This is a genomic window from Prevotella sp. PTAC, from assembly GCF_013166535.1.
Classification (GTDB): Bacteria; Bacteroidota; Bacteroidia; order Bacteroidales; family Bacteroidaceae; genus Prevotella.
Genome location: NZ_JABKKK010000005.1, coordinates 123,048 through 148,965, shown reverse-complemented (window position 1 = coordinate 148,965; position 25,918 = coordinate 123,048). Strand labels below are relative to the sequence as shown.

The following is a 25,918-nucleotide window of genomic DNA, read 5'->3' as shown; positions in this document are numbered from 1 at the left end:
TCATGACAAACGAAGACACAAACAATATAGGCAACAGGGAGAGACACCATCGGCCCAAAAAGAACATGATACTGATAATCAGAAACGCGCTGAATATCATATTCATGCTTACCGCCATAGTGGGAATCATCATATACATGAGTTCCGACAAAGAAACAGGAATGTATATAATGTTGGCCGCCATACCTTTCAAAATAACGGAATCTGCAATAAGACTTTTACGAATATAAATGAAAAGTATATTCTCAGCTTTTTTGTTGAGTTTGTTTTTTGTCACGGTCTGCGCACAGGAATTCAATCAAATAGATGAAAACGGACAGATAACGCAATTTGACCAAAATACGAATAGGAACTTCAACAAACACAACAACGACACAACAAAAAACAAGGAAATACCCAAAGGGCTGTATGTCTGGACGATAGACCGGAAATTTGGCGACATAACGAAAGCCGTTCCGGATACTGTCCCGCATTTATACCCAAACACAACACTCAACACGGGAATATACGGAGAATACAATACGACCGGTAATAACTACACAGCAAGGGAAAGCAGAATATTCATCAACCGTCCGCTTTTGGGACAGTTCGTTTTTACCAGGCCATATAGCTACATTATAAAAGAACCGGACCAGTTGCATTTCACCAACACTTTGTCGCCGGTCACAAACCTATCATACGACAATTGCGGAGACAAGACCAACGGTGAAGACCATATAGAAGCTAAATTCGCTGTAAATTCCGGCCGGAGACTCGGCATGGGCTTTGATCTCAATTATGCATACGCCCGTGGGTATTATGCCAATCAAAGTGCGTCACATTTCGGAGCGACATTCTATGCCTCATATTTGGGTGACAAATACAAGATGCATGCCATGTTCTCCACTTACCACCAGAAAGTGTCTGAAAACGGTGGAATAACCAACGATAATTACATTACGCACCCGGAGAGTTTTGAGGACTCATACAGCGAAAACGAAATACCAACTATATTAAACCAAAATTGGAATAGGAACAATAACCTGCACTTCTTCTTGACCCACAGATACTGCCTCGGCTTTTATAAACGTGTCAAACTGACAGAGGATGAAATAAAGGCAAGACAATTCGCGGCGGCATCAAGAAAAGAGAATGCAAGCAGTAGAAAGAAAGACAAGTATGATGAAAGCACCGTCCGTTCAAGGAAGCGTAACAGTATTAAAGAATCTGACAGCGAACCAGCCGGAAGACCCGACGGAGCGGCTATAGCCGGCAATGAGCCTCAAATAGAGAATGTTTCAAAGGATGATACCACACGTATAAGTGTTGATAGCCAGGCAAAAATGGACAGTCTTTTAGCCGCAAAAGCATTAAAGGACTCTTTGGACGCAACCACAAGAGAAGAGTTTGTTCCGGTGACAAGCTTTATACATACCATCGACTACAACACACACGACCGCATTTATCAGGCATACGATACACCTGAAAATTACTATGCCGACACATTCTACAACTACACGGACGGCTCAACATACGGAGGCGACTCCATTTACGACCAGACCAAGCATCACTCGATAAAGAATACGCTTGCGGTAGCATTGCTCGAAGGCTTCAACAAATATGCGAAAGCCGGACTGAAAGTATTCGCAAGTCATGAAATGAGAAAGTTCAAAATGCCAGAAATCATTGGAGAAGGCCCACTGTCATATTCACGTCTGACATCATTTAATGAACATACTATAAGTATCGGTGGACAAATTTCCAAAACACAAGGCAACACTTTGCACTACAATCTCATGGCAGAGACATGGCTTGCGGGTGAGGATGCCGGACAATTAAAGATCGATTTCAGCACAGATCTTAACTTCCCGCTGTTCGGAGACACTGTGACATTGGCCGCCAAAGCTTTCTTCTATCGCATCAACCCATCCTTTTATCAAAGGAATTATCACTCAAAGCATTTCTGGTGGGATCGCAACGACATGAGCAAAGAAACCAGAACACGCCTTGAAGGATTGTTCTCCTACAAGAAAACAAAAACAACTTTAAGAGTAGCAATTGAGGAAATACAGAACTATACATACTTCGGCATGAAATACAATGCATCCGAAGACGCAAGAACAAGCCTTTCGGCTGGTGTAAGACAGTACGGTTCCAACATCAATTTGCTCACCGCCCAACTGATGCAGAATTTCCGATTGGGCATTCTAAACTGGGAAAATGTGGTTACATACCAGAATTCCAGCAATCAGGACGTACTCCCCCTGCCTGCCCTAAACATGTTTACCAACTTATATATAAAGTTTAAAATAGTAAACGAACTATTGGTAGAGCTTGGAGGCGACGCCTATTTCTTCACCAAATACTATGCCCCCGACTTCTGTCCGCAGCTCAATCAGTTTGCTGTTCAGGAAAACAATGACAGCCGTCTTAAACTCGGAGGCTACCCGTTTGTAGACGTTTATGCCAACATGCACCTGAAACACGCACGCTTCTTCGTCATGTTCAGCCATGCCACGGCAGGCAATGGAGACAAGATGTACTTCCTCACACCACATTATCCGCAGAACGGAAGAATACTAAGGATCGGAGTGTCATGGAACTTCTTCAATTAAAACACACCGCCATAAACATCCGTATATAATTACTCTAAACAGCAATCTTATTGGTTTTATATAATAAAAAAAATACTGGCTGCAGACAACCGTTTAGTCTACAGCCCGTATTATTTCATACACCAGTTCCTATTGTTCTTTCAATTACTTATACTTATTATCTTAGTTGACAACATACTCAATCCCATCTGCTCGTACTTTTAATCCAAATCACCTATCCTTTCGCTTCCGTTTCCTCATTGTACATTCGCTCAAAAATATCCCGAAGCTCATTCGGAGAAGCTATATACGAACGCAAGACATTCAGCTTTTTCTCATTATCGGAACCCGGTATCCACAGCTTTATATACCCATGAACAGAATACTTGTTCGCCATATGCTCTTTAAACCTTATCCACTGGTGCTCCTTATCCAGCTCGGGATAGTTGGCCAGCCCGAACTGTACCGTTCTACGGAACACCACTTCCGCATCCAAATCCCTGTCGGCTTCGGCCACAATCTTACCATATACACTGCGAGGGGCATGCGATGCCGACGCCCTGTGGTCCTCAACCGCCTCTTTCATTATCTTAATCTGCTCCGACGAGAACCATTTCTTTAATCGGGCATCACGCATAAGCATCTTACCGCCCGTGATGTGGTGTATAGCCCGAGGTCCCGACATACCAATGTCATGGTATGCCGCAATCGCATATACCATATTTATATTGGCTCCGGTCCTACGTGCAAGATCAAGAGAACGCCTTATAACCCTTGTCACATGCTCCATGTTGTGAGCCTTATCGAATGCCGCATACATCGGAAGAATGCTCGTCTCTATAAATTCAACAAGGTCGAGACTTGCCGTATTACCCATCATGATAAAATAAATTAATATTTTTGCAAATATAGTGAATTAATTGTATTTTTGCAAGAACTTACAAAACAAAAGCATGCCAGAAACCGATATAAGACAAAACTCACTAAAAGCATGGATTCTTGCCGCCCGCCCGAAAACCCTTTCCGGAGCGGCCGTTCCGGTGATGATCGGCATCGCGCTTGCGTTTGCCGACTCACGAGAATATCCCCAAGACACTTTCAGTATGACTGCGGCCGTCTTATGTTTCCTGTTTGCTTTCATAATGCAAATAGACGCAAACTTCATCAATGATTTTTTCGACTACGCAAAGGGAACCGATGACATAGAAAAACGACTCGGTCCGCGTCGCGCCTGCGCCCAAGGATGGATAAGCACCGATGCCATGAAGCGTGCGATAGCACTTACCACGTGCGCGGCATGCATCATTGGCCTACCACTTATTCTTTACGGTGGTCTGGAAATGATTCTCATTGGGTGCGTATGCGTTGTTTTCTGTTTCCTCTATACCACCCATTTGTCGTATATGGGACTTGGAGACGCATTGGTAATAGTATTTTTTGGGATTATTCCCGTATGCGTATCATATTACATACAACTTCACACTTTCACTCTTGAAGTGTTCGTAGCTTCAATAGCCTGCGGGCTTGTCATTGACAGTCTGCTGATTATAAACAACTATCGTGACCGCGATAACGACCGTGACACCGGAAAAAGGACCATTGTAGTACGCTTCGGCGAAAACACCGGATTGTATGCCTACCTGATGACAGGAGTCTCCGCATGTCTCATCGGGGGTGTTTTTATATTGGAGAATCACATTCTCGCCTTTGTCCTTCCACTCATATACCTCGTTCTTCATTTCTTTACATATATGAAAATCAAACGTATACATCGGGGAAAAGCTCTCAATATATGCCTTGGCGAGACTGCCCGCAATATGTTCATATATGGAATTTGCGTATCCGCCGGTATTCTTCTCGCATAAAGAAAACCTCGTCACATATAAAGACGCTCTTCCTGCATATAATAAAAAAGTCTTTCACGCATTTGGCGTGAAAGACTTATACATGATACCCCGATTGCCTCAGGTATAAATCAAATGCCTATCACCTGAAATAGAAATAATAAAGACAACCAAGCACGCCTCCGAGCGTCACTATTACTACCGTGCGTATGAGACAACCGGCAACCTTTTTCACAATGATAAAGCCGACGATTATCATCAGCAAAAGCGCAATATAATATGTAATATCTGTCATTGCGATAACCCTGTATTATTTAAATATCCTGCGAAATGACGTAGGAACAGGAGTCTCAAACTCCATTCGCTCCCCCGTAACGGGATGGGTGAAGCAAAGCAGGAACGCATGGAGACAGAGCCTGTGCAACGGATCGTCACCATTTCCGTATTTCACGTCACCGCAAACGGGATGTCCCATATCCGCCGTGTGTACCCTTATCTGATTCTTCCGTCCTGTCTCCAACTTAAACTCAACGAGTGAATGTTCCGTAGTGCGGTCCAAAACATGATAATGTGTGACAGCATATTTGCCACCATTATCCACTGGAGACGAATAAGTAACGTACGCTTTGTTGTCTTTCAGCCAGTTGGCGACAGTCCCGCCTTCATTCTCCATCTCTCCGCTTACCACGGCGACATAACGCCTGTCATAAACGATATCGTGCCAGTTTCGTTCGAAAATCTGCTCAGTATCCATGTCTTTCGCATATACCATCAAACCGCTTGTATCCCTGTCGAGCCTATGCACCACATGTGCGCGGCAGCGCTGGCGTGATTTCGAAAAATAATTGTCAAGCACCGATTTCACATTTAGAGACGAGTGTCCCGCAGCCATAGACAATATACCGATGTTCTTCTCTACCACCACAAGCCAGCGGTCCTCATATACAATTTTCACATAACGGCTCTTAAAACCGTTCTGGTTACGCTTGGTCTTGCTCACGGATACCTTCATCCCCGGTTCAAGCATATAGTCAAACTGTGTGACGCACTTACCATCTACCTTTATTCCGCGTCCTTGCAACGTGGCCTTTATCTTGGAGCGGCTTTCTTTCACGTTCGCAAGAAGAAAATCGAGCAGTCCCGACTTCTCATTCACCGTAAAATGCTCGTAATCCCCCTCACGCTTATAAGCTGTATTATATCTCATGTTAAAATGTCTTTTATCTGTACGGCTGCAAAGTTACTACTTTTTCGCTATTCCGACACCATCACCGGCAACGAATATTACTGTTTCCGCTTTATTCTCGACTTTGCGAACCCGATGCATTCGTTAAGTATCTCGCACCTCAACGCCCGTCTCACGAAATAATACAGCGCCGCGGCTATCACCACCCGGGAGATGAGAAGAAGATAAAGATTGGTTATTCCCGATGTCATAAAATACGTTAGCGCCATTACGGCGAAAGCAGAAAGACAGAAAGGCAGCACGTCGGAAAGTACCATCAAAACCCCGTATCCGGTATAGCGGCCGGCAAGATGATGCCAGACAAAGAACCAGGCAATAGTAACACAAACGTATGCCACCACCATCGTGTGTATGCCGTATGAATGAAGGGCTATCATCAGCAATACCTGAATGACACCGAGGCATATCGTAGACCACATGTACACACCCGACTTACCTTTGCTCATGATTACATTTGACAACAGGAAACTCAACGGAACGAATGCTCCGCTAACGCTAAGATACTTTATCAGGATGGCACTGGGCCGCCATACCTCGGTTATGGTGAGCACGATAAACTCTTCCGATACAAGGCCGAAACCGAACATCATCGGGAAAGCGAGAAAAGAAGTGAAGCGCATGAATTTGCGAAGGGCCTTCAACTGACGCTCTTTCTCACTGCGCAAATCCACAAATACGGGCTGTGCCACGACCTGAACAGAGCCTTGAATGAGATAAAAAACCTTCGAGTGCCATTGATATGCCTGATTATACACGCCTGTGGCATGGGCAGAAAAATAACGCCCGAGCAAAACATTAAGTATGTTGTTGTTCAATATGGTGAATATTCCTGACAGAAGAATCTTGCAACTGAAACGGAACATCTTTCTTACCGGTCCGAAATCAATGCTGAAAGAAGGCCGCCATGACGAGTAATGCCATAATAGCAACGTGTTTGTACCTATGTAAACAACATTCTGTGAGGCTATCGCCCAATAGCCGAAACCGAGCCAGGCCGTACCCACACCCACCGCAACAGACACCAACGTGGCCATTATATTAGCCTGAGCCTGTTGCCGAGCCATCAAGTTCTTAAACAGATAGGCTGACTGCACCACTCCGAAACTTGAAAACACAAACCCCAAGAAAGCATAGCGGCAAAGCGGTATCAGCTCAGGACGGCGATAATAACCGGCTATCAGCGGGGCACTGAAAAACAAGATGACATACATCAAGGCGCCCATCATCGTGTTAAACCAAAACACGGAGTTATAATCACGGGACGTAGGAGTGTCAAGATTTGTAAGAGCAACCTTAAAACCGCTATTCTGCAACTCATTGGCTATAAGCGAAAAGACAACAATCATCGCCATCAGTCCATAATCGTCGGGAGACAACAACCGGCCGAGCACGATGCCCGCAGCCAATCCCAAGAACTGCTGCATACCATTACCAAAGCCACCCCACAACAATCCCTTGGCCGTCTTATCTTTCAGATTTTCCATCCTTTCTTTATTTTCCTGCAAAGGTAGTACTATTAGTTCACAGTAAAGATTTTTATATTCAATTTAACACTGCCGAAAATGAATATTTATGCAAAAACCGACTTCAGAAGAGCAACAAAAACATTATTTTTTGATAAAAAAGCAGTTTGCAGACACCGGTATAAGACTTCATCCGCAACCGGACATCCGTTATCCTGCATTTAGATACCCGTTGCGATGCAACGAGTATCCCGTTACATCGCAACGGGATACCGAATGCGCAGCAACCGGTATCCGATTACAGCACGAAAAAACATTATTTTGCATAAATATTCATTTGCGAAAAAGAAGAACGGGCAGGACTTCACACTATGGTGAACCCCTGCCCGCAAGACCTGATGCCACGGCCGGCATACACTTATCAATTATCAATGAATATTAAGACACGAAAAAAACCGGAAACGATACTTAAAACATCGTCCCATATCAAAAATCAATGATTTGCGAAACCGTATAAATATGCAATCACGATATGCCATATTGTAAATATTTACTACTTTCATCATATCTCAATTTGTATTATCCGAGTACAAAGTTAAATAAAAAAGCACGACCGAACAAGCATGTTCACGATATACATCACGATACAACCGATAAAAAGCAAGCGGATTCACAACTTCCCAAACCTTCTCATACGTTAAATGCCTCATTTACAATCAAATTTGCGTTATTTCTTCAAATACGTTCATTTTTTACATTGAAATTGAGTATCTTTGCATCCGCAAAAAATAAAATAATTATTAAATAATGATAACAGTAACAAATCTTGCTATCCAATTCGGCAAAAAAGTACTCTACAAGGACGTAAACCTGAAATTCACTCCGGGTAACATTTATGGAATAATCGGTGCCAACGGCGCCGGAAAATCAACACTGCTGAGAGCCATCAGCGGCGAACTTGAACCGAACAAGGGCTCTGTCGACCTCGGGCCGGGAGAGCGTCTGTCCGTATTGGAGCAGGATCACTTCAAATACGACGAATACAGCGTTCGCGACACTGTGCTCATGGGGCATCAGCCGCTCTGGCAAAACATGAAAGAGCGCGAGGCCCTCTACATGAAACCCGACTTCAACGAGGAGGACGGTATCAAAGTCGCGGAACTCGAAGACAAGTTCGCACAGATGGACGGATGGAACGCCGAGAGTGACGCCGACCAGATGCTGACAAACCTCGGCATAAAAGACAACATGCATGACAAGATGATGAGCGAGCTTTCGAACAATGAGAAAGTGCGCGTCATGCTTGCCAAAGCTTTGTTCGGTCACCCCGACAACCTGCTGCTCGACGAGCCTACCAACGACCTCGACCTTGACACCGTGATGTGGCTCGAAGAGTATCTGAGCAATGTCGAGCAGACCGTGCTCGTGGTCAGCCACGACCGCCACTTCCTCGATGCCGTCAGCACACAGACAGTTGACATTGACTTCGGAAAGGTAACTGTGTTCTCGGGTAACTACTCGTTCTGGTACGAAAGTTCACAGTTGGCTCTGCGCCAGGCTCAGAACCAGAAGCAAAGAGCCGATGAGAAGCGCAAGGAACTTGAAGAGTTTATCCGCCGCTTCTCTGCCAATGTGGCAAAGAGCAAGCAGACGACAAGCCGCAAGAAGATGTTGGAAAAGCTCAATGTAGAGGAAATACGCCCCTCTTCACGCAAATATCCGGGCATCATATTCCAAATGGAGCGCGAACCGGGCACACAGATACTCGAAGTGCAAGACCTGAAAGCAGTAGATACAGACGGAACAGTACTATTTGACCACATCAACTTCACAATAGAAAAAGGCCAGAAGACAGTGTTCCTCAGCCATAATCCCAAGGCCATGACCGCACTGTTCGAGATAATCAACGGCAACCGCCAGGCCGATGCGGGAGAATACAAATGGGGAGTGACAATCACCACGGCCTATCTGCCGCTCGACAATACCGAGTTCTTTGACAGCGAACTGAACCTGGTAGACTGGCTGAGCCAGTTCGGCAAAGGCAATGAGGTACAGATGAAGAGTTTTCTCGGCCGCATGCTGTTCAAGGACGAGGATGTACAGAAGAAAGTAAACGTGCTCAGCGGAGGCGAGAAAATGCGCTGCATGATAGCACGCATGCAGATGAAAAACGCCAACTGCCTAATACTCGACACACCGACAAACCACCTCGACCTCGAAAGCATTCAGGCCTTCAACAACAACTTGGTTGGATTCAAGGGAAACATACTATTCGCCAGCCACGACCACGAGTTCATACAGACCGTGGCCGACCGCATAATAGAACTCACCCCATCTGGCACCATCGACAAACTGATGGAATACGACCAGTACATATATGATGAAAACATCAAGGCCCAGAAAGCCAAAATGTACGAGGTATAAGAAAAGCGTGCGACAGGCACGCTTTTTGCTACAACCTTCATGCTAACAAATAACAAACGGTAGAATGAAAGAAAAAACAAATATGAACGAGAACGAGACTCTCGATAAAGAGCCGCTGAACGACGAGAATAACGAAACGGCATCCGAAACAGAAGCGAACTGCGCCAAAGAGACAGCCGAAAACAATGCGGAAGATGCCGAAAAGCAAGAAAAAGACCCGCTTGAGGCAGCTAACGAAAAGATTGAAGAGCTTAAAGACAAGTATCTGCGCACTGTGGCTGAGTTTGACAACTACCGCAAACGCACGCTCAAAGAGAAAACCGAACTAATATTGAACGGTGGCGAGAAAGCCATATCGGCAATACTGCCGGTACTCGATGACATGGAACGCGCCATAGCCAACGGAGCAAAGACGGAAGAACCCGAAGTGCTGAGAGAAGGCATGGAACTGATTTTTGCGAAGTTTCAGAAAACACTTGAAACACTCGGAGTAAGCAAAATCGAAACAACAGACGCCGATTTCGACACGGACGTACACGAAGCCATAGCCATGGTTCCGGGCATGGGAGACGACAAGAAAGGCAAGGTTCTCGACTGTGTGCAGACAGGTTATAAACTGAACGATAAAGTAATACGTCACGCCAAAGTGGCAGTAGGACAATAATATTATGGCAAAGAGAGATTACTACGAAGTGCTGGGCGTCAACAAAAACGCATCAGAGGACGAAATAAAAAAGGCTTACCGAAAGATAGCCATTAAATACCATCCTGATCGTAATCCCGGCAACAAAGAAGCCGAGGAGAAATTCAAGGAAGCGGCGGAGGCTTACGATGTATTGCACGACAATCAGAAACGCCAGCAGTATGACCAGTTCGGTTTCGACGGCCCGGCGGGAGCCGGCGGGTTCGGAGGCTTTGGAGGTGCAGGAATGAACATGGATGACATTTTCTCCATGTTCGGTGACATATTCGGCGGAAGAGCCGGCTTCGGAGGCTTCGGAGGCGGACAACGCCGACCGCAACAGCATCGTGGAAGCGATCTGAGACTGAAAGTAAAACTCTCGCTCAATGAAGTGGCAAACGGTGTGACAAAGAAATTCAAGGTACGTAAAGACATCACCTGTTCACACTGTCACGGAAGCGGCGCCGAGGCCGGAAGCGGTACGGAGACATGCCAGACATGCCACGGATCAGGAGTCATCACGCATACCACACAAAGCATCTTCGGCATGATGCAGACACAAGGAGTCTGCCCTACGTGTAACGGTGAGGGCCATGTAATCAAAAACAAGTGCAAACACTGCGGAGGCTCGGGAGTGGTCAAAGGAGAAGAAGTGGTGGAAATAAACATCCCTGCAGGTGTTGCCGAGGGCATGGTCGTAAACGTTCCAGGCAAAGGTAACGCCGGTATGCGAAACGGAATAAGCGGCGACATACAGGTATTCATTGACGAAGAAGACAACGATATATTTGTACGGGACGGCAACAACCTGATATACAACCTGCTGCTCGACTTCCCCACGGCCGCACTCGGAGGCGACGTTGAGATACCGACCATAGAGGGTACAAGACTGAAAGTAAAGATTGATAACGGAACACAACCGGGAAAGACCCTGCGCCTGCGGGGGAAAGGACTGCCGGCTGTGCAAGGATACGGCCACGGCATGGGCGACCTGATAGTGAACATCAGCGTATATGTGCCGAAAACTCTAAGCAGGGAAGAGAAAGACGCTCTAACACAATTCAAGGACAGTGATAATTTCAAGGGCGACTCATCGACCAAACGATCGATATTCGAACGCTTCAAAAATTATTTCAACTGATAAACAAAGCGGAAAGCACAGACATGCTTTCCGCTTTTTAACATTATGCCATGACATACAAAGAAACAACCGAATACTTATTCAACCAGATGCCGATGTTCGAGAAGCAGGGAAAAGCCGGGTACAAAGAAGGACTCGACAACACCATGACACTTGACGCACACTTCGGGCATCCTCACCGGAACTACAAAACCATACACATTGCCGGTACAAACGGAAAAGGTTCGTGCGCCCATACCATAGCGGCAATACTGCAAAACATGGGATACAAAGTAGGATTATACACTTCGCCGCATATAATCGACTTCCGGGAAAGGATAAGAATAAACGGCATCACGATAAGCGAAGAATATATCGTAGATTTTGTTGAGCAGGAACGAGGCTTCTTCGAACCGCTACACCCGTCGTTCTTCGAAGTGACAACAGCAATGGCTTTCAAGTACTTCAGTGACATGCAAGTTGACATTGCCGTAATTGAGGTTGGACTCGGAGGGCGGCTCGACTGTACCAACATCATAACCCCCATCCTATCGGTAATAACTAACATCAGCCTTGACCACACACAGTTTTTAGGAAACACATTGGCAAAAATTGCAGGTGAAAAAGCCGGGATAATGAAGCCAGGCGTCCCGGTTGTCATAGGAGAGACAACGGAAGACACTCGCCAAGTATTTAAAAACAAGGCACAGGACACAGGGGTAAAAACCGTATTTGCAGAAGACACAGCCGAAATATTAAAAGCGGCACACACAGCAGACGGGCGCATTGAATACGACACACTTTCATTCGGAAAATTCGAAGGCGAACTAAGCGGAGATTACCAAATAAAAAACACAAGAACAATCCTTACGGCAATTAAAGAACTAATAGCGGGAAATCACATCATAAAAAACAAAGACATAAACAATATAATAAAAAAATCATTCATGGAAGTGACCAGTCTTACCGGACTGACGGGAAGATGGCAAAAAATAGAAGAAAGACCGACCGTAATATGTGATGCCGGGCATAACACCGGAGGCTGGGAATACATAGGCCGGCAGCTCAGCAATGCCGGAAAAGGAAATATACACATCGTGTTCGGGATGGTTGACGATAAAGATATAGAAGGAGTGATAAGACTGATGCCGGCCGGTGCGCGCTACTACTTCACTAAACCTGACAACAAACGAGCATTAAACGAAAACAAAATAAAAAGCATCGCCGCCGCATACGGATTAAACGGAAAATGTTTCAGCACAATAAAGGAAGCTTATAGTTCAGCAAAGGCCACAGCACAACCCGAAGATTTGATTTTTATAGGCGGAAGTTGCTATATCATTTCAGACTTTATGAAAACTTGTTTTTAGGTGTTTTTAACTAAGAGCATTACGTTTTTTTTAAACATTCGTTCGTTATTATCGTTTTTTTTAGGTTACTTTGCAAATACATAATCAATAACTTAAAACAAACGAATAATGACGAACACAGCGGGAAACACCAATTTATGCGGCCTTAACCGCAAAGATTTTCAGACCACTTTAAATGGTAAGAAAACGGACTTATACATATTGAGAAACAGAAAAGGATACGAAGTAGCCATAACAAACTACGGAGGAGCCATCGTTGCGATAATGGTACCGGACAAAGATGGCAACGTCGCCAATGTCATTCAAGGCCATGACAACATCCAGGATGTCATCAACAGTCCCGAACCATTCCTGTCCACTCTCATCGGCAGATACGGGAACCGCATCCGTCGAGGACAGTTCAAACTGAACGCCAAGGAATACCAACTCGCAATCAACAATGGCCCGAATGCCCTGCACGGCGGCCCGTCAGGTTTTCACGCCCGCGTATGGGACGCAAGACAAATGGGGCCGCGCTCATTAGCCTTAAACTATGTATCTGCATACGGAGAAGAAGGGTTTACCGGTGAATGCCGTGTGACAGTGGAATTTACATTCACGGACAACAATGAACTCATTATAGAGTATCTTGCCACAACAAATAAGAAAACTGTCATAAACCTGACACATCACGGATTTTTCAGTCTTGCCGGAATCGCAAACCCGACACCGACAATAGACAATCTGATATGCGAGATTAACGCCGATTACTATCTGCCGATCGACGACACTTCAATACCTACCGGTGAAATTCGTTTGGTAAAGGGCACACCTTTCGATTTCAGAATGCCTAAACCTGTCGGAAAAGACATTGACGCCGATGACGAACAGATTAAGAACGGTGCCGGATATGATCATTGCTTCGTCCTGAACAAGGAAGAAGAAGGAGAGTTAAGTTATGCGGCAAAGATAACAGAGCCGGCAAGCGGGCGTACAATGGAGGTATACACCACAGAACCCGGAGTACAGGTTTATACCGACAACTGGGCAGACGGATATACCGGACAACACGGTGCCACTTTCCCACGCAGAAGCGCTATATGCTTCGAATGCCAGCATTTTCCTGACACCCCCAACCATCCTTATTTCCCGTCCGTAATACTCAATCCGAACGAGCAATACAAGCAGAAGACAATATACAAATTCGGTATAGAGAAATAAATCTAACTAAAATAACCAATCAGAATCATTATAAAAAATGAATCAAAAACAAACACCGAACTATACGTTCGCTCTTACAATCGTAATTATCGTATGCTTCCTCATCGGTTTTGTCACAACGATGAACAATTCGATGATTGAGTTTTGCAAAAACGCTTTCAACCTAAATGAGACACAAGGGCAATTGGTTAACTCGGCATTCTATGGCGCATACGCAATGTCGATACCGTTTGCATTCATGATGAATAAGATCGGCTATAAAGCCACGCTGGTTCTCGGTCTTGCCGTTGTCGGCATAGGTTTCGTAATAAACTATTTCTGTATCAGCGGCAATTTAAACGGCAGTACGGCATCTATATACTGGATGTTTTTGGCCTGCATGTTCATTGTCGCATTGGGTATAGTCATGCTGCAACTCGTGGCAAACCCATACGTAATGGTACTTGGAAGTCCTGAGAAAGGAGCGTTCCGCATGACCCTATCGCAGGCTCTCAACTCTGTTGCCACCACCGTAGCACCGATATTTATCCTCAATGTCATCCTAAACGGCAAAGACGCAAAAGAAGCTGTACCATCCGATATACCATATCCTTATTTAGGACTCGGATTATTTACAATATTATTGTGCATCATTCTTTATTTCCTCAAATTACCAAATATCAATGAAGAAGAACAGGATGCAGAAACCGGAGACGTGAAACGCGAATATAAAAACAGCGTTTTCAAATATCCACATGTGTGGCTCGGCGCATTAGGCATATTTATGTATATGGGGGTTGAGATCGGTATTCCTTCCATGCTTCCAGCATATTTCAAGGCAGACCCGTCACTTGGCAACGCTACAGACTTCCTGTGGTTATACTGGGGGGGCATGATGGTTGGACGTTTCGTGGGTGCCGGAGTGCTCAGTAAGTTCGAACCGCGCAAGATTCTCTCGGTATGCCTGATTCTTGGAGCTGTTTGTGTAGCCGCTTCATTCGCACTTAGCGGAATGGCCGCTGTATACACAATGCTCGCTGCCGGCCTTTTCCACTCTGTCATGTGGCCGCTCATATTCAATCTCGGGTTGCAAGAACTCGGACCTCACACGAAAGCGGCTTCCGGAATAATCAATCTTGGTGTCGTCGGAGCCGCTACACTGCCATTAATAATGGGACGTGTAGTAGACAACCCGGGGCTTGGGGTTGGAGTCGCAATCGCCATGATGTTCATCTACTACCTATATATATTCTGGTTCTGCAACTGGGGAAGCAGAATAGGATTAAGCAAATAAGAAAAAGCATTCATAACTTTATAAAACCTGAAAACTATGGATATTGAATTTGTAAGAAGCCGCTTCATCAAGCACTTTGACGGCAAAACGGGTAATATATATACATCACCCGGACGTATTAACCTGATAGGCGAGCATACCGACTATAACGGAGGATTTGTATTCCCCGGAGCAGTAGACAAAGGTATAATGTGTGAAATCCGTCCTAACGGAACAGACACGATAATGGCATACGCCATTGACCTGAAAGACCGCGTAGAGTTTAAGGTTGACGATCCGAAAGGCCCACGGGCAAGTTGGGCACGTTATATTTATGGAATCGTCCAGGAAATGAAAAAACTGGGCGTGGATGTCAAAGGATTTAACACCGCATTTGCAGGCGATGTGCCACTTGGAGCTGGCATGTCCTCATCCGCAGCATTGGAAAGTTGCTACGCTCTCGCCCTAAACGATTTGTTTGGAGACAACAAGGTGAGCAAATGGGATATGGCATTGGCTGGTCAAGCGACAGAACATAACTATTGCGGTGTCAATTGTGGTATAATGGACCAATTTGCAAGCGTATTTGGAAAGGAAGGATGTTTGATGCGTCTTGACTGCCGCAGCCGCGAATTCGAGTATTTCCCGTTCAATCCGGTCGGCTACAAACTGGTATTGTTGGATTCTGTTGTCAAGCACGAATTGGCCGGCTCACCGTATAATGACCGTAGAAACAGTTGCGAGAACGTTGTTAAACACATTGCGGAAAAACATCCTGAAGGAAAATTCGAAACATTACGGGACTGCACATGGGAACAACTTGAAGAGGTCAAAGATGAGGTCGGCGCAGAGGATTACAGCCGCGCCAAGTTCGTGCTTGGTGAAAAAGACCGCGTATTGGCCGTATGCGATGCTCTCAATGCCGGAGATTATGAAACAGTAGGTAAAAAAATGTACGAAACTCATCACGGATTATCAAAAGAATATGAAGTATCATGCGAAGAGCTTGATTATCTCAATGAATTGGCAAAAGCAAACGGTGTAACCGGAAGCCGAATAATGGGAGGAGGCTTCGGAGGATGTACAATCAACCTCGTAAAAGAAGAACTATACGACAAGTTCATCGCCGATGCAAAAGAGAAGTTTGCAGCCAAATTCGGACACGCTCCGAAAGTATATGACATCGTCATAAGTGACGGTTCAAGAAAAGTCTGCTAATAACCCCATAATATTCATGCAAAAAGGCACTTACAGGATTGTAAGTGCCTTTTTGCATGAATATCAAGAGATACAAATCTTTATCCATCAACACGATTAATAGTATCCTGATAATAAATATCATGCAACAAATATGTTATAGTACGTTAAATAAACCGCCTTTAAGTGTAAAGAAAACACTATGCGTGAAAAAATATGCTTTTTTATGTTGCGATTTAAAATTTAAATAGTAACTTTACGCCTAAATAATATAATCTATAATAAAATTATTAAAAACATTCTGATAATGAAAAACCTTAAAAAGACCTGTTTGGGATTTGGCTTTGCAGCCCTGCTACTTGCCGGTTGCTCCACGAGCCAAAAAGAGCTTACCACCTTATCCGGATTAAATCCTACCGCTTTTGATTCTGTCATCAACGGCAAAAAAACATCCTTGTTTACTATAAAAAACAACAACGGGATGGAAGTATGCATAACCAACTTCGGCGGAAGAGTGGTATCTATTATGGTTCCTGATAAAAACGGAAACATGACCGATGTTGTATTAGGATATGATAATATCGCCCAATACGCAGATACGGTCAATTCACCAAGTGACTACGGCTCATCTGTCGGACGTTATGCAAACCGCATCAACAAAGGCAAAATAACTGTCGAAGGAAAAGAATATCAATTACCACAAAACAACTTCGGACACTGCCTGCATGGCGGTAACTCCGGATGGATGTATCAAGTATATGATGCCGAACATCCAAATGACTCGACACTGAAACTGACTATCGTCTCACCGGATGGAGATAACGGCTTCCCGGGTACAATAAATGCAACAACCACATACACACTGTTAAGCGACAACACATTAGACATTGTATTCGAAGCCACAACAGACAAAGAGACAGTGATTAATATGACAAACCATTCTTACTTTAACCTTAACGGTGATCCGTCCCGTGAAGGAACAGACATGGTTTTATACGTGAACGCTGATAATTTCACACCGGCTGACGAGACATACATGACAACAGGAGAAATAGCTACGGTCGAGAACACCCCTATGGACTTCCGTAAGCCGCACGCTATAAGCGAAACTATAAATGATACCACTTTCCAACAGATAAAGAATGCGACCGGATATGATCATAACTGGTGCTTAAATACATATAAAGACGGTAAAGGCGATGACACTCAAGTATGTGCCAGCCTTTATTCTCCTTCAACTGGAATATTCCTTGAAATGTTTACCAACGAACCCGGAGTGCAAGTCTACACAGGTAACTTCCAAGGCACAGGCATTACATGCAAGAACAATACTAAATACCCCAAGCATGTATCTGTATGTCTCGAAAGTCAGAAATACCCCGACTCGCCGAATAAAAAAGACTGGCCAAGCCCTTATCTGAAACCGGGCGAAAAGTATTACAGCCACGTTGCTTATAAATTTTCTATCAAATAATTCAAGTTCAAACAAAAAAACTAAAACATAAATTATGGCACTTTTAGATTGGATTGTAATTGGTGTCTTTTGCATTGCGCTAATTGGCATTGTCATCTGGGTCATCAGCCAAAAAAACAACAACTCGGCAGATTATTTTCTTGGAGGTAAAGACGCGACATGGATCGCAATCGGAGCTTCCATATTTGCTTCCAACATAGGTTCCGAACACTTGATAGGACTTGCCGGAGCCGGAGCTTCATCCGGTATGGCAATGGCACATTGGGAAATTCAAGGCTGGATGATCCTTATTCTCGGATGGGTATTCGTTCCATTCTACACTCGGTCTATGGTTTACACAATGCCAGAGTTCCTTGAAAGACGATACAATGCGGCCAGCCGCACCATACTCTCCGTAATCTCATTGATTTCCTATGTGCTCACAAAAGTTGCTGTAACAGTTTATGCCGGTGGCCTTGTGTTCCAACAGGTATTCGGTATCAAAGAACTTTGGGGCATAGACTTCTTCTGGATCGCAGCCATCGGACTTGTTATCATAACAGCCCTATACACCATTCTCGGAGGTATGAAATCGGTCCTTTACACGTCTGTATTACAAACTCCTATATTATTGCTGGGCTCTCTCATCATCCTCGTCTTAGGACTTCGCGCACTTGGAGGCTGGGATGTGATGATGGAAACATGCAAAGCCGTTGAAGTAAATCAATATGGCGACCACATGACAGACCTTATACGCGACCTTCGTGACAAAGACTATCCTTGGCTCGGCGCATTGGTCGGTTCTGCAGTCATCGGTTTTTGGTATTGGTGTACAGACCAATTCATTGTACAACGTGTACTATCTGGAAAGAATGAGAAAGAAGCGCGCCGTGGAACCATCTTTGGCGCTTATCTAAAGCTTCTCCCCGTGTTCCTGTTCCTCATTCCCGGAATGATTGCCTTTGCAATGTCAAAAAATCAAATAGAACTTGCAACAGGCGTATATGTTCTCCCCAGTGCTGATGCCGCATTCCCGTCATTGGTAGCCAAGTTGTTACCGGCAGGAGTAAAAGGACTTGTTGTCTGCGGTATCCTTGCTGCCCTAATGTCTTCTTTGGCATCACTTTTCAATTCTTCGGCGATGCTCTTCACCATAGACTTCTATAAACGTTTTAAACCCAACACATCAGAGAAAGCCCTGGTGAAAATCGGACAAGCGGCCACTGTTGTCATCGTTATTCTGGGAATTTTATGGATTCCTATCATGAAATCAGTTGGTGATGTGCTATATAATTACCTGCAAGACGTACAATCGGTACTTGCCCCAGGTATTGCAGCAGCCTTCCTACTTGGTATCACATGGAAACGCGCTTCCGCAAAAGGAGGAATGTGGGGATTGTTGTCCGGTATGGTCATCGGTCTCACACGCCTTGGAGCAAAAGTTTATTACAGCAATAACACTGATGCATCAGATTGCTGGTTCAAATGGTTGTTCTATGATTTCAACTGGCTGTATTTCTGTGGAGTAATGCTGGTCGTATGCTGCCTCGTTGTTATTATCGTCAGCCTAATGACAGAAGCACCTTCCGAAGACAAGATACGTGGTCTTGTGTTTGGAACATCCACTCCGGAACAACGTGCCGAGACACGAGCAAGCTGGAATAAATGGGATATTATCCACACATCTATCATTTTAGCCATAACTGTTGCATTCTATTACTATTTCTGGTAAATAAAAAGAATGGAGGATTTAATATATCCTCCGTTCTTTTCACTCTTTAATTCTTTGAAATGACAAAATTCTATAACGAGTATTCTAAAGTTCTTGTTTCTGTTGACTGTATTATCTTCGGATTTAATGAGGGAGAACTCCGAGTTCTTATCGGCAAACGCAAGATGGAACCCGGATTAGGGAAAGATTCTCTTTATGGAGGATTTGTCAGAAACAACGAGAGTGTTGACGAGGCTGCCAATAGAGTGCTATTGGGACTTACCGGCTTAAGAAATTTATACATGCAACAAGTGGGTGCATTCGGACAGGTTGACCGTGATCCGGGAGAACGCGTCATATCAATTGTATACTATGCGCTGATAAATACAACGGACTATGACAGCATGCAACAAAAACAGCACGATGTGCATTGGGTAAACATAAATGACCTACCGGAATTATACTCCGACCATAATGAGATGGTAAGAAAAGCCCACAAAATGATGAAAGACAAAATTTCCCGTGAGCCAATTAGTTTTCGCTTACTGCCCAATCTCTTCACTCTTACCCAACTACAGAAAGTGTATGAGGCTGTATGCGGAGAGGAAGTAGACAAGCGCAACTTCCGTAAGCGCATAAAAGAAATGGACTTTATTGAAAAAACCGAGCTTATAGATAAAACAAGTTCAAAACGCGGGGCATACTTATATAGATTCAACAAGAAAGCATATAAGGAAGATCCCAATTTTAAACTATAACAAATAATTATTCAATCACTTATGTTAGAAGAACTGAAAGAAAAAGTATTCCGTGCCAACCTTGATTTGGTAAAACATAATCTTGTTATTTTTACATGGGGCAATGTATCTGGAATAGACAGAGAAAAAGGATTGGTTGTCATTAAACCGTCCGGGGTCAGCTATGATGAGATGAAAGCATCAGATATGGTGGTTGTAGATTTAAATACGGGTGAAGTCGTGGAAGGAGAATTAAATCCATCATCAGACACACCCACGCACCTTGCTTTATATAGAGAATTTACCGAAATAGGAGGAATAGTACATACACACTCCACCTATGCCACTGCATGGGCACAGGCAGGCAAAGACATACCGAACATAGGGACAACCCATGCCGATTACTTCCACGATTCCATTCCATGCACCGATGACATGACAGAAAAAGAAGTCAAGGGTGACTATGAGTTGGAAACAGGGAACGTAATAGTAAAAAGAATCAAGGCTGCAAATATCAACCCTATGCATACTCCGGGAGTGTTAGTGAAAAATCATGGTCCTTTCTCGTGGGGAAAAGACGCAGATAATGCCGTGTATAATTCCGTTGTCATGGAACAAGTTGCCAAAATGGCATTTATCTCATATTCCGTAAATCCATGCACGACAATGAATCCCCTATTAATAGAAAAGCATTTCAGTCGTAAACATGGCCCAAATGCATATTACGGACAAAAGAAAAAACAATAAATCATATAACTTAAAATATTATATAATATGGTCAAAGCTTTTGAGAACATGGAGGTTTGGTTCGTCACCGGTGCACAACTTCTTTATGGAGGAGATGCAGTATTACAAGTTGACAACCACTCTAAAAAGATGGTAGAAGGACTCAATGAATCAGGAAGACTACCTATAAAAGTAATTTACAAAGGAACGGCAAACAGTTCAAAAGAAGTTGCCGATATATTTGCACAAGCGAATAATGAGAAGAAGTGTGTAGGTGTAATAACATGGATGCACACCTTCTCACCGGCTAAGATGTGGATACACGGTCTTCAAATTCTCCATAAACCACTGCTCCACCTGCACACACAATTCAATGAAGAGATTCCATGGAATGACATCGATATGGACTTCATGAACCTAAATCAAAGTGCGCACGGAGACCGTGAGTTCGGCCACATTATTTCACGAATGCGCATCCGCAGAAAACTTGTGGTCGGATATTGGAAAGAAGCAAAAACACAAGAACACATCGCAATATGGGAGCGTGTCTGTGCAGCCTGGGCTGACTCACAGGATATGCTCATTCTTCGTTTCGGAGATCAAATGAACAATGTTGCCGTCACCGATGGCGACAAAGTAGCGGCCGAACAAGTTTTAGGCTACCATGTCGACTACTGCCCGTTCAGTGAAGTCATGGGCTATTTCAATGAAGTCAAGGATGAAGATGTAAATTCACTTGTCACAGAGTATTTCGCTCTTTATGAACACGACGCATCACTTGAAGACAAGACAACAGAGGATTATCAAAAAGTATGGAACTCCGCAAAGGCCGAGTTGGCATTACGTGCCATACTGAAAGCCAAAGGAGCAAAGGGGTTCACAACCAACTTTGATGATCTCGGAGACATTAATGTTAATGAGACAGGAAAAGGTTTTGATCAAATTCCAGGTCTTGCTTCACAGCGCCTTATGGCCGAGGGCTATGGCTTCGGTGCGGAAGGCGACTGGAAATCCGCTGCATTATACCGCAGTGTATGGGTCATGAACCAAGGACTGCAAGGCGGATGTTCATTCCTCGAAGACTATACGCTAAACTTCAATGGCGATCAAAGTTCCATACTTCAATCGCACATGCTTGAAGTATGTCCTCTCATCGCAGCTTCAAGACCAAGACTCGAAGTCCATTTCCTCGGCATCGGCATCCGTAAGAGCAAAACGGCACGCCTTGTGTTCACATCAAAGGTTGGAAAAGGCGTAACCGCTACGGTTGTCGACATGGGAAACCGCTTCCGTCTGATAGTGAATGATGTTGATTGCATTGAGCCCAAACCACTGCCCAAACTTCCTGTCGCATCGGCATTATGGATTCCCCAACCAAACTTTGAGGTAGGTGCCGGATGCTGGATATATGCCGGCGGAACACACCATAGCTGTTTCTCTTATGATCTGACAGATGAGTACTGGCAAGACTATGCTGAGATAGCCGGAATAGAATGCCTTTTCATTAACAACGATACCACTGTCGACAATTTCCGCAAAGAACTGCGGTTCAATGAGGTTTATTACATGCTTAACAAAGCATTGAGCTGATTATAATAAATATTAAGAGTTAAGATATAAGAATATACATTTCCCTTGCCACGGCAACAAAATATTCCTTACATCTTGACTCTTAATGTTTAAATCTTTATTAACCACAAGAAACTATTAATACATACATAATGAATTCAGAAGCGAAATCCACCATAGACAGCGGCAAAGCGATCCTTGGAATAGAGTTTGGCTCCACAAGAATCAAAGCTGTACTCATAGATCAAAACAACAACCCTATAGCCCAAGGAAGCCATGAGTGGGAAAATCAGTTGATCGACGGTCTGTGGACCTACAGCATAGAAGCCATTTGGAACGGTTTGCAAAATTGCTACGCAGACCTTCGATCCAACGTGAAGAAACTCTATGATACGGAGATAGAGCTACTTGGGGCCATTGGAATAAGTGCCATGATGCACGGTTATATGCCTTTCAACAAAAAACAGGAAATTCTCGTGCCTTTCAGGACATGGAGAAACACCAATACAGCCAAGGCCGCTGCCGAATTATCCGAACTTTTCGTATACAACATCCCTCTCAGATGGAGTATATCCCATCTGTACCAGGCTATCTTGGATAAGGAAGAACACGTCAGAGACATTGACTTCATCACTACCCTTGCCGGATATATCCACTGGCAGATAACGGGCAAAAAAGTATTAGGCATCGGAGACGCCTCCGGCATGCTCCCGATTGATCCTGAAACGAAAAACTACTCGGCCGATATGACTGCCAAATTCAACAGCCTCATTGCCGATAAAGGATATGCCTGGAAACTTACGGATATCCTGCCGGAGATTTTACTTGCCGGAGAAAATGCCGGTTTCCTGACGGAAGAAGGAGCAAAACGTCTTGATATCTCCGGCCATTTGAAAGCCGGCATTCCCGTCTGCCCGCCAGAAGGAGACGCTGGAACGGGAATGGTTGCCACAAATGCGGTAAAAGTCCGCACAGGTAATGTCTCGGCCGGAACCTCCTCGTTCTCCATGATCGTATTGGAAAAAGACTTATCCAAGCCATACGAGATGATAGACATGGTCACCACGCCTGATGGCAGCCCAGTAGCAATGGTCCATTGCAACAACTGTACGTCCGACTTGAACGCATGGGTCAACATTTTCAAAGAATACCAGGAACTGCTCGGTATTCCGGTAGATATGAATGAGATATACGGCAAACTGTACAACAACGCGTTAAAAGGCGACACTGACTGCGGAGGTCTTATCGCATACAACTATTTCTCCGGTGAGCCTGTAACAGGCCTTTCGGAAGGCAGGCCGTTGTTTGTCCGCTCGGCAAACGACAAGTTCAACCTTGCCAACTTCATGCGCTCTCACTTATATGCCTCCATTTGTGTACTCAAAATAGGCAATGACATCCTCTTTAAGGACGAGCAAGTCAAAGTTGACAGGATAACAGGACATGGCGGTCTGTTCAAGACCAAAGGCGTAGGGCAACGAATACTTGCCGCAGCCATCAACTCTCCAATCTCTGTCATGGAAACCGCCGGAGAAGGAGGAGCATGGGGTATAGCACTGCTTGCATCGTATCTTGTAAACAATAACAGCCAACTTTCACTCGCCGACTTTTTGGAATACAAGGTGTTCACCGGCGAATCTGGAGTTGAAATTTCTCCAACTGAAGAAGAAGTGGCAGGTTTCAACAAATATATAGAGAATTATCGGAATTGTCTGGCAATTGAAGAAGCGGCCGTAAACGTCAAGAAATAACATATATGAGAAAAGTATTTATAACAACAGCCATAATGCTGGGCTGTACTTTGACAATGTCCGCGGAAGACGCCAAAGCCACCATCGACATCAAACAAGGGAGTCAGAAAATACATAAAGAGATATACGGTCAGTTTGCCGAGCACCTCGGCTCATGTATATACGGAGGACTCTGGGTCGGTGAAAACTCCGTAATCCCGAACATCAACGGTTATCGTAAAGATGTTTTCGATGCCCTCAAAAACCTGCAAGTACCAGTATTACGCTGGCCGGGCGGATGTTTCGCCGATGAATACCATTGGATGGATGGAATCGGTCCGAAAGAGAACCGTCCGAAAATGCAGAATAACAATTGGGGCGGAACCATCGAAGACAACTCATTCGGCACCCATGAATTCCTTAACTTGTGCGAAATGCTCGGTTGCGAGCCTTACATAAGCGGAAATGTCGGAAGCGGAACCGTGGAGGAACTTGCCAAATGGGTTGAATATATGACAAGCGACGGTGATACACCAATGGCAAAATTACGTCGTAAAAACGGCAGGGACAAAGCATGGAAAGTAAAATTCCTCGGTGTCGGCAACGAGAGCTGGGGATGCGGCGGCAACATGCGTCCGGAGTATTATGCCGATTTGTATCGCCGCTATTCGGTCTATTGCCGTAATTATGATGGAAATAAACTCTACAAGATTGCCAGTGGCGCGAGTGATTACGATTATACCTGGACCAAGGTGCTGATGAACAACATCGGTAACCGCATGGACGGAGTATCCCTGCACTACTATACCGTAACTGGATGGAGCGGCAGCAAAGGGTCGGCTACAAAGTTTAATGACGATGATTACTATTGGACAATGGGCAAATGCCTCGGCATTGAGGACGTGATAATAAAACATTCAAAACTCATGGACGCCAAAGACCCGCAAAAAAAAATAGGTCTCCTCGTTGACGAATGGGGAACATGGTGGGACGAAGAACCGGGAACGATAGCCGGGCACCTGTATCAGCAAAACGCCCTGAGGGATGCTTTCGTGGCAGCACTATCGCTCAATGTATTCCATCGTCATACCGATCGTGTGCGCATGGCCAACATCGCACAAATCGTAAACGTATTACAGTCAATGATACTCACTGACCAAAAAGGCACAGGCCACATGGTTCTCACACCTACATATCATGTGTTCGACATGTACAAAGGATTTCAGGAAGCCACATACCTGCCTATGGATATTACATGCGACAGTATCGCTGTCCGTGGAGACCAACACGCAAAAGACGGCCGTAAGATACCCGTTCTCAATACTTCAGCCGCAAAACAAACCGACGGTTCGCTTATCATCTCCTTGTCTAACATCAGTCTCGACAAGGATCAGACTATTTCGATAGACCTGAAAGGATTTGCCGCAAAGAACATCACAGGCCGCATACTCACGTCAAAAAATGTCACAGACTATAATGACTTTGAGCACCCTGATGTCATAAAACCGATGGAGTTCAAAAAAGCAAAACTGAAGAAGAATATCATTACGGCTGAGATTCCCGCCAAGTCAATCGTTGTATTAAACGTGAAATAAAATCTTCAATACGATAAATAAAAACA

The 25,918-nt window shown here is 44.5% G+C and carries 21 protein-coding genes; 17 read left to right on the top strand and 4 right to left on the bottom strand.

Annotated elements, in window-relative coordinates; genetic code table 11:
* Positions 1-2 precede the first annotated feature (2 nt).
* Both HPS53_RS05125 and HPS53_RS05120 read left to right on the top strand, forming a co-directional pair.
* On the top strand, positions 3-230 hold the full coding sequence (locus HPS53_RS05125; protein ID WP_172204809.1) for a hypothetical protein: 228 nt from the start codon (positions 3-5) through the stop codon (positions 228-230).
* On the top strand, positions 231-2,594 hold the full coding sequence (locus tag HPS53_RS05120) for a putative porin (protein ID WP_172204807.1): 2,364 nt from the start codon (positions 231-233) through the stop codon (positions 2,592-2,594).
* Between the two features lie 214 nt (positions 2,595-2,808).
* On the opposite strand, the gene HPS53_RS05115 is transcribed toward HPS53_RS05120, so the two are convergent.
* Positions 2,809-3,453: an HD domain-containing protein gene (locus HPS53_RS05115; RefSeq protein ID WP_104369062.1), complete on the bottom strand. Its 645-nt coding sequence runs from the start codon at positions 3,451-3,453 to the stop codon at positions 2,809-2,811.
* A gap of 73 nt (positions 3,454-3,526) precedes the next feature.
* Here HPS53_RS05115 and menA point away from each other — a divergent pair, with 73 nt between their 5' ends.
* Positions 3,527-4,438 carry a 1,4-dihydroxy-2-naphthoate octaprenyltransferase gene (gene menA, locus HPS53_RS05110; RefSeq protein WP_172204805.1) on the top strand — a complete coding sequence of 304 codons (912 nt, stop codon included), beginning with the start codon at positions 3,527-3,529 and terminating at the stop codon, positions 4,436-4,438.
* Positions 4,439-4,559: 121 nt separating this feature from the next.
* Here the strand turns inward: menA and HPS53_RS05105 are convergent, their stop codons facing one another.
* The 3 genes from HPS53_RS05105 to HPS53_RS05095 all read right to left on the bottom strand — a co-directional run bounded on the left by HPS53_RS05105 (position 4,560) and on the right by HPS53_RS05095 (position 7,147).
* Positions 4,560-4,712: a hypothetical protein gene (locus tag HPS53_RS05105; RefSeq protein WP_172204803.1), complete on the bottom strand. Its 153-nt coding sequence runs from the start codon at positions 4,710-4,712 to the stop codon at positions 4,560-4,562.
* Between the two features lie 15 nt (positions 4,713-4,727).
* Positions 4,728-5,624 (bottom strand): RluA family pseudouridine synthase, encoded by an 897-nt coding sequence (locus HPS53_RS05100; RefSeq protein WP_104369060.1) that lies wholly within the window; start codon positions 5,622-5,624, stop codon positions 4,728-4,730.
* Between the two features lie 77 nt (positions 5,625-5,701).
* Positions 5,702-7,147, bottom strand: a complete 1,446-nt coding sequence (locus HPS53_RS05095; protein ID WP_172204801.1) for a lipopolysaccharide biosynthesis protein — start codon at positions 7,145-7,147, stop codon at positions 5,702-5,704.
* Between the two features lie 786 nt (positions 7,148-7,933).
* Here HPS53_RS05095 and HPS53_RS05090 point away from each other — a divergent pair.
* From HPS53_RS05090 to HPS53_RS05025, 14 genes are all read left to right on the top strand, one after another.
* Positions 7,934-9,550: an ABC-F family ATP-binding cassette domain-containing protein gene (locus tag HPS53_RS05090; RefSeq protein WP_104369057.1), complete on the top strand. Its 1,617-nt coding sequence runs from the start codon at positions 7,934-7,936 to the stop codon at positions 9,548-9,550.
* Positions 9,551-9,614: 64 nt separating this feature from the next.
* Positions 9,615-10,214: a nucleotide exchange factor GrpE gene (locus HPS53_RS05085; protein ID WP_172204799.1), complete on the top strand. Its 600-nt coding sequence runs from the start codon at positions 9,615-9,617 to the stop codon at positions 10,212-10,214.
* Positions 10,215-10,218: 4 nt separating this feature from the next.
* Positions 10,219-11,373: a molecular chaperone DnaJ gene (gene dnaJ / locus HPS53_RS05080; RefSeq protein ID WP_104369055.1), complete on the top strand. Its 1,155-nt coding sequence runs from the start codon at positions 10,219-10,221 to the stop codon at positions 11,371-11,373.
* Positions 11,374-11,423: 50 nt separating this feature from the next.
* Complete coding sequence (locus tag HPS53_RS05075; RefSeq protein WP_104369054.1) at positions 11,424-12,722, top strand: folylpolyglutamate synthase/dihydrofolate synthase family protein; 1,299 nt, start codon at positions 11,424-11,426, stop codon at positions 12,720-12,722.
* A 108-nt stretch (positions 12,723-12,830) separates the two neighbouring features.
* The gene (locus HPS53_RS05070) at positions 12,831-13,922 is read left to right on the top strand and encodes an aldose epimerase family protein (RefSeq protein WP_172204797.1); all 1,092 of its coding nucleotides are present in this window, start codon (positions 12,831-12,833) and stop codon (positions 13,920-13,922) included.
* Positions 13,923-13,959: 37 nt separating this feature from the next.
* Positions 13,960-15,195 carry a glucose/galactose MFS transporter gene (gene gluP, locus HPS53_RS05065; RefSeq protein WP_104369052.1) on the top strand — a complete coding sequence of 412 codons (1,236 nt, stop codon included), beginning with the start codon at positions 13,960-13,962 and terminating at the stop codon, positions 15,193-15,195.
* Positions 15,196-15,231: 36 nt separating this feature from the next.
* Entirely contained in the window at positions 15,232-16,392 is a 1,161-nt protein-coding gene (gene galK, locus HPS53_RS05060; protein ID WP_104369051.1) for a galactokinase, read from the top strand.
* A 286-nt stretch (positions 16,393-16,678) separates the two neighbouring features.
* Positions 16,679-17,845 (top strand): aldose epimerase family protein, encoded by a 1,167-nt coding sequence (locus HPS53_RS05055; RefSeq protein WP_172204795.1) that lies wholly within the window; start codon positions 16,679-16,681, stop codon positions 17,843-17,845.
* A 34-nt stretch (positions 17,846-17,879) separates the two neighbouring features.
* Complete coding sequence (locus HPS53_RS05050) at positions 17,880-19,556, top strand: sodium:solute symporter (protein ID WP_172204793.1); 1,677 nt, start codon at positions 17,880-17,882, stop codon at positions 19,554-19,556.
* 59 nt (positions 19,557-19,615) lie between these two features.
* Positions 19,616-20,293 (top strand): NUDIX domain-containing protein, encoded by a 678-nt coding sequence (locus HPS53_RS05045; RefSeq protein ID WP_172204791.1) that lies wholly within the window; start codon positions 19,616-19,618, stop codon positions 20,291-20,293.
* 21 nt (positions 20,294-20,314) lie between these two features.
* A complete protein-coding gene (locus HPS53_RS05040; protein WP_104369047.1) occupies positions 20,315-21,019 on the top strand; it encodes an L-ribulose-5-phosphate 4-epimerase in 705 nt (234 codons plus the stop codon).
* 27 nt (positions 21,020-21,046) lie between these two features.
* A complete protein-coding gene (gene araA, locus HPS53_RS05035; protein ID WP_172204789.1) occupies positions 21,047-22,588 on the top strand; it encodes an L-arabinose isomerase in 1,542 nt (513 codons plus the stop codon).
* A gap of 131 nt (positions 22,589-22,719) precedes the next feature.
* Complete coding sequence (locus HPS53_RS05030) at positions 22,720-24,318, top strand: xylulokinase (RefSeq protein WP_172204787.1); 1,599 nt, start codon at positions 22,720-22,722, stop codon at positions 24,316-24,318.
* Between the two features lie 5 nt (positions 24,319-24,323).
* Positions 24,324-25,892, top strand: a complete 1,569-nt coding sequence (locus tag HPS53_RS05025; RefSeq protein ID WP_172204785.1) for an alpha-N-arabinofuranosidase — start codon at positions 24,324-24,326, stop codon at positions 25,890-25,892.
* Positions 25,893-25,918 lie beyond the last annotated feature (26 nt).

Excerpts from the sequence above, each read along its gene's own strand:
- HPS53_RS05125 (WP_172204809.1), top strand. The coding sequence starts at position 3 with ATGACAAACGAAGACACAAACAATATAGGCAACAGGGAGAGACACCAT.
- HPS53_RS05120 (WP_172204807.1), top strand. The coding sequence starts at position 231 with ATGAAAAGTATATTCTCAGCTTTTTTGTTGAGTTTGTTTTTTGTCACG.
- HPS53_RS05115 (WP_104369062.1), bottom strand. The coding sequence starts at position 3,453 with ATGATGGGTAATACGGCAAGTCTCGACCTTGTTGAATTTATAGAGACG.
- menA (WP_172204805.1), top strand. The coding sequence starts at position 3,527 with ATGCCAGAAACCGATATAAGACAAAACTCACTAAAAGCATGGATTCTT.
- HPS53_RS05105 (WP_172204803.1), bottom strand. The coding sequence starts at position 4,712 with ATGACAGATATTACATATTATATTGCGCTTTTGCTGATGATAATCGTC.
- HPS53_RS05100 (WP_104369060.1), bottom strand. The coding sequence starts at position 5,624 with ATGAGATATAATACAGCTTATAAGCGTGAGGGGGATTACGAGCATTTT.
- HPS53_RS05095 (WP_172204801.1), bottom strand. The coding sequence starts at position 7,147 with ATGGAAAATCTGAAAGATAAGACGGCCAAGGGATTGTTGTGGGGTGGC.
- HPS53_RS05090 (WP_104369057.1), top strand. The coding sequence starts at position 7,934 with ATGATAACAGTAACAAATCTTGCTATCCAATTCGGCAAAAAAGTACTC.
- HPS53_RS05085 (WP_172204799.1), top strand. The coding sequence starts at position 9,615 with ATGAAAGAAAAAACAAATATGAACGAGAACGAGACTCTCGATAAAGAG.
- dnaJ (WP_104369055.1), top strand. The coding sequence starts at position 10,219 with ATGGCAAAGAGAGATTACTACGAAGTGCTGGGCGTCAACAAAAACGCA.
- HPS53_RS05075 (WP_104369054.1), top strand. The coding sequence starts at position 11,424 with ATGACATACAAAGAAACAACCGAATACTTATTCAACCAGATGCCGATG.
- HPS53_RS05070 (WP_172204797.1), top strand. The coding sequence starts at position 12,831 with ATGACGAACACAGCGGGAAACACCAATTTATGCGGCCTTAACCGCAAA.
- gluP (WP_104369052.1), top strand. The coding sequence starts at position 13,960 with ATGAATCAAAAACAAACACCGAACTATACGTTCGCTCTTACAATCGTA.
- galK (WP_104369051.1), top strand. The coding sequence starts at position 15,232 with ATGGATATTGAATTTGTAAGAAGCCGCTTCATCAAGCACTTTGACGGC.
- HPS53_RS05055 (WP_172204795.1), top strand. The coding sequence starts at position 16,679 with ATGAAAAACCTTAAAAAGACCTGTTTGGGATTTGGCTTTGCAGCCCTG.
- HPS53_RS05050 (WP_172204793.1), top strand. The coding sequence starts at position 17,880 with ATGGCACTTTTAGATTGGATTGTAATTGGTGTCTTTTGCATTGCGCTA.
- HPS53_RS05045 (WP_172204791.1), top strand. The coding sequence starts at position 19,616 with ATGACAAAATTCTATAACGAGTATTCTAAAGTTCTTGTTTCTGTTGAC.
- HPS53_RS05040 (WP_104369047.1), top strand. The coding sequence starts at position 20,315 with ATGTTAGAAGAACTGAAAGAAAAAGTATTCCGTGCCAACCTTGATTTG.
- araA (WP_172204789.1), top strand. The coding sequence starts at position 21,047 with ATGGTCAAAGCTTTTGAGAACATGGAGGTTTGGTTCGTCACCGGTGCA.
- HPS53_RS05030 (WP_172204787.1), top strand. The coding sequence starts at position 22,720 with ATGAATTCAGAAGCGAAATCCACCATAGACAGCGGCAAAGCGATCCTT.
- HPS53_RS05025 (WP_172204785.1), top strand. The coding sequence starts at position 24,324 with ATGAGAAAAGTATTTATAACAACAGCCATAATGCTGGGCTGTACTTTG.